The 4795-nt window shown below is 40.9% G+C and carries 3 protein-coding genes; 1 reads left to right on the top strand and 2 read right to left on the bottom strand.

The annotated features are described in order from the left end of the window. Positions 1-150: 150 nt before the first annotated feature. Both GNE10_RS32120 and GNE10_RS36290 read right to left on the bottom strand, forming a co-directional pair. Positions 151-1332, bottom strand: coding sequence for an aldo/keto reductase (locus GNE10_RS32120; RefSeq protein ID WP_185570015.1), 1182 nt, complete (start codon positions 1330-1332; stop codon positions 151-153). A 1047-nt stretch (positions 1333-2379) separates the two neighbouring features. Next, the gene (locus tag GNE10_RS36290; protein ID WP_257208131.1) at positions 2380-2502 is read right to left on the bottom strand and encodes a hypothetical protein; all 123 of its coding nucleotides are present in this window, start codon (positions 2500-2502) and stop codon (positions 2380-2382) included. A gap of 196 nt (positions 2503-2698) precedes the next feature. Between GNE10_RS36290 and dxs the strand changes: the two genes are divergently transcribed. Then, positions 2699-4606: a 1-deoxy-D-xylulose-5-phosphate synthase gene (gene dxs / locus GNE10_RS32115; protein ID WP_185570014.1), complete on the top strand. Its 1908-nt coding sequence runs from the start codon at positions 2699-2701 to the stop codon at positions 4604-4606. Positions 4607-4795 lie beyond the last annotated feature (189 nt).

The following is a 4795-nucleotide window of genomic DNA, read 5'->3' as shown; positions in this document are numbered from 1 at the left end:
AAACCCCCAAGACCGCGCTGGCTCACCTTTTCCCCAAACCAAATTCCAGTTTAAAATCCAAAACCCGAGCAGTATTGGGAGTTACTGTCTATTAAATCTTCTTCCCTTCCCTCAAACCCTTACAGCCTTACACCCATTTCTTCTTCAGACTTATTGTTGAGATAATCGTTTTACTTGTTCACCCCCCAATAATTGATGTGCTTTTTGCAGAATTCGGGGGATTTTATCTGCGTGGGGACTACGCGTCAGACATTGGTGTAAGTCTAATTCATTTAAGCGATCGCTTTTATTACCAGGAAACCAATGATCCCCATGACCAAGCAGGTTATAACGCATTTTGCCATAGTCTACCAAATCGTAGGCCATTGCTAAATTCCACAGCCACAAAATCACCCGAATATTTATCTCTCCAGGGGTTTTGTCAAGGGTGGGTAAATTATGATGCCAGGTTTTTACCCAATCTTCTCCCAAGGTGGCGATGGCTTCTGCTTCCAACCGTGCCAAAATTGGTGGCAGAATTTCTGATGCTCTATCTATTAAGTCTAAAGTCTTGAGATGTTCGTCAAAATCTTCTGGTTTTGCTGCTCCCAAACTCAAGGTATGCACTTGGGGATGACTCAAACAAAACAAATCATTAAACACCATTGGACTCAAAGGAGCGCAAAGATTTACTAATTTTTGCGGTGCTTGATACAACAAACCTCCTTTATTCGATGGGCTAATAATAAATACACCCATATCATGAAGTGTAGCTGCTTCAATTGCCGGCCAATTCCATTGATTAATGTAGTACCAGTGCAGGTTCACATAATCAAATTGATTGGTTTTAATTGTCTTGACAATTACATCTGTGGGGCCATGGGTGGAAAAGCCCACAAATCTCACTTTACCCTCTGCCTGCAATTGACGTACCACATCCAAACAGCCACCGGGGCGAATGCTGTGGTGCAACAATTCAGGAGTATTAATACCATGCAAACCTAAAAGATCGACATAGTCTAGCTGGAGATATTTTAATGATTTATCAAAGGTTTTACGGAATTCTTTGGCATCTTCTACTGGGCCGACTTTGGTTTGAACTATCAATTTTTCGCGGGGAAATTTGGGTAATATTCTCCCTAATTGCATTTCGGAAGTACCATAACCACGAGCAGTTTCGATGTGATTAATACCAACTTCCACAGCTTTGTTGATGGTTGCTTCCAAGTTTGCTTGGTTCTTAGCAGGAATTTCCAATTCCGGAACATCTTGCCATTTGAATTGATATCTCATGCCGCCGCAGGAAAACACCGGCATCTGTAATTCTGTGCGTCCAAATCTTCTGTATAGCATTAGTGGATTGTGGATTATTTAACAACTTACAGCAGAATTCAAAAGTCAGAATTCAAAACTCAGAATCAACTTTTTCTCACTAGCAGATATAGCTTGCTTCCCTGTAGAAGTATAACTAAGTTTTAGTTTTGCAACAAATTGAAATTTGCTAGTCTTCCATCAGTGGCTAATGTAAATTTTCCACTGATTACATTCTCAATTTTGGATTCTGAATTGTGACTTCTGTTTTCATGTCACAATCATTACCTCTGTTTAAGCTGTGACATTAGCAAGATTCATCCATGATGAAGTTTGCAAGGTTTTTTGGTTATTAGACTGCGATTTGTTCCAGTTCCACAAACCAATTATGACATTTTATAGCAATGCTATTTCAGTTGTGAGAAATATTGCTGTTGACTGTTAACGGTTAACAGTCAACAAAACTAATATGTAATATAAGACTACTATTTGATTTTTGAACAAGATTCAGTACACTCGTCCGTTAAATGTCTGATGAACTACTTGCGAATCCACGGTAGCATCAAATGGGAATGAAGTTGCTGCTAAACCCCATCACCCGGCGTCAATAACCCGAACAATATACCTCTTGCAATCAATTGCTTTTTGCACTCTTGTGGGAAAAGGGATATATCTTTATTAGGGAAAGGGAAAATACCAAACATGCACCTCCTTTTCCCGACTTCTCTTAGAAGTCTAATATTTTCTGAGTTTTTCCTGGGGTGCTTGCTTGACGGTGTAAAGGGCATATTTATTATCAGTAATTCTAATTTATCGGTAATAAAAACCACTTTTAAACTAATAAATCGAGGGTTTATAAGTTTTATTTTTTACATTCTGATTATTCAATATATTACCAGTATATGTAAGCATTATTAACTCCATATTTAAGTATGGATGAATGGAAACTATATTTCACAATTGAATTTAAGATCCTTATATTGTGCTATTTTTCTGTATACTGTTTGCCATTCATCGAAAAAATATGATAAGATTTTTTAAGAAAATGGAATATTAAGTTGCCAAAAATACTAATTTTGGAGGAAATATTCAAGTAATTTTACTGAAGAAGGTATAGTAACCAGATGAGTAGCGATCGCAAAGTAGTACATCTGGTGGTATCAACCTCAACACAACAAATATATGTGAAGTAGTTTGAAATCGAGAATTCATACCAGCAACTAATTGAATTCTGAACTTTTGTCTTGACAAATTGTTAACTATTAATCCATTTTTAGACGTTATCAATTACGAAGTTATACTTTCCGCTACAACTTAGTAACAATCTAACAGTCTAATTATGTAGATAACCCGACCGTGGGAAAATCAATATACCGAAACCAGAAATTAGAGAGGAAAACCCTGTAATATGCATCTGAGCGAAATTACCCATCCCAATCAGTTGCACGGTTTATCCGTTCGACAACTGCAACAAATCGCCCGTCAAATTCGAGATAAGCATCTTCAAACCGTAGCAGTTAACGGTGGACATTTGGGGCCAGGGTTGGGTGTCGTAGAATTAACACTAGGGCTTTATCAAACACTGGACTTAGATCGGGATAAAGTCATTTGGGATGTAGGACATCAAGCCTATCCTCACAAACTACTTACAGGACGTTACGATCGCTTCCATACCCTCAGACAAAAGGATGGAGTTGCAGGTTATCTCAAACGCTGCGAAAATAAATTCGATCACTTTGGTGCGGGACATGCTTCCACCAGCATCTCAGCAGCATTGGGCATGGCTTTAGCACGAGATTCAAAAGGCGAAAAATTTAAAGCCGTGGCTGTCATTGGTGATGGCGCACTCACAGGAGGTATGGCTTTAGAAGCCATTAACCATGCCGGACACTTGCCCAAAACTAATTTGTTAGTTGTTCTCAACGACAACGAAATGTCCATATCTCCTAATGTGGGAGCCATTCCTCGCTATCTCAACAAAATGCGCCTGAGTCCACCGGTGCAATTCATCAAAGATAACTTTGAGGAACAATTTAAACAAATTCCCTTCGTTGGTGAATCTCTGTCTCCCGAACTCGGACGCATCAAAGAAGGTATGAAACGGTTGGCTGTTCCTAAGGTAGGTGCAGTGTTTGAAGAATTGGGTTTTACCTACATCGGCCCAGTTGATGGACATAATATAGAAGAATTAATTGCCACTTTCCAACAAGCGCATCAAATACCAGGCCCAGTTTTAGTACATGTGGCAACAGTCAAGGGCAAAGGCTATGAAATCGCAGAACAAGACCAAGTAGGTTACCACGCCCAAAGTCCCTTCAATTTAACAACTGGTAAAGCTATTCCCTCTAGCAAACCCAAACCACCGGCTTATGCTAAAGTTTTTGCTCACACTTTGGTGAAACTTGCCGAACAAAATCCCAAAATCATCGGTATCACTGCGGCGATGGCAACGGGAACAGGTTTAGATAAACTACAAGCAAAACTACCCAATCAATATATAGATGTCGGCATTGCCGAACAACACGCCGTTACCTTAGCAGCCGGTCTAGCCGCAGAAGGAATGCGCCCCATAGCCGCCATTTATTCTACCTTCTTGCAACGTGCCTACGACCAAATTATTCACGATGTCTGCATTCAAAACTTACCAGTGTTCTTCTGCTTAGATAGGGCAGGAATTGTTGGTGCTGACGGCCCCACCCACCAAGGTATGTATGACATTGCGTATCTGCGTTGCATCCCTAACATGGTACTGATGGCACCCAAAGACGAAGCAGAACTGCAACGGATGATGGTAACCGGTGTTAACCATACTAGCGGCCCCATTGCTATGCGTTACCCACGTGGCAATGGCTACGGCGTGCCACTGATGGAAGAAGGCTGGGAACCTTTAGAAATCGGCAAAGGTGAAATTCTGCGTACAGGGGATGACGTGTTAATTGTCAGCTATGGCACAATGGTTAATCCGGGAATGCAAGCTGCGGAAATCTTGAGCGAACATGGCATCGAAGCAACTGTAATTAATGCCCGTTTTGCCAAGCCTTTAGATACCGAGTTGATTTTGCCTTTAGCTAAGAAAATCGGACGAGTTGTCACCTTAGAGGAAGGCTGCGTCATGGGTGGTTTTGGTAGTGCGATCGCCGAAGCTTTATTAGATGCAGATATTCTCATTCCTGTCAAGCGATTTGGTGTACCAGATATATTAGTAGACCATGCCGAACCCAATGAATCGAAAACAGAATTGGGTTTGACTAGTCATCAAATAGCAGAGAGAGTTTTAGAAGCTTTCTTTAAAAAACAAGTCTCTGCCGTTGTTTAGCTAATTCTTTGTAGAAATAAATCGCCCACGCTTGTGATTCAGGTGTGGGCGATATTTTATCAAACAGAATTCAGGAGTCAGTGGTCAGAATTCAGTGGGGTATTCTGTATAGCTTATACCGATTCAAAAAATGTTTGCGACAGATACCCCACCCGCCTGACGGCACCCTCCCCTTGCCAAGGGGAGGGT

It is taken from the genome of Nostoc sp. 2RC (genome assembly GCF_014222165.1).
GTDB classification, from domain to species: Bacteria; Cyanobacteriota; Cyanobacteriia; order Cyanobacteriales; family Nostocaceae; genus Nostoc; species Nostoc linckia.
Note: the sequence above shows the minus strand (reverse complement) of the source record. Positions and strands in the feature narration are given on the sequence as shown.

What these genes read in the sequence shown, in the direction of transcription:
- dxs (WP_185570014.1), top strand. Translation starts at nt 2,699, where the DNA reads ATGCATCTGAGCGAAATTACCCATCCCAATCAGTTGCACGGTTTATCC.
- GNE10_RS32120 (WP_185570015.1), bottom strand. Translation starts at nt 1,332, where the DNA reads ATGCTATACAGAAGATTTGGACGCACAGAATTACAGATGCCGGTGTTT.
- GNE10_RS36290 (WP_257208131.1), bottom strand. Translation starts at nt 2,502, where the DNA reads ATGAATTCTCGATTTCAAACTACTTCACATATATTTGTTGTGTTGAGG.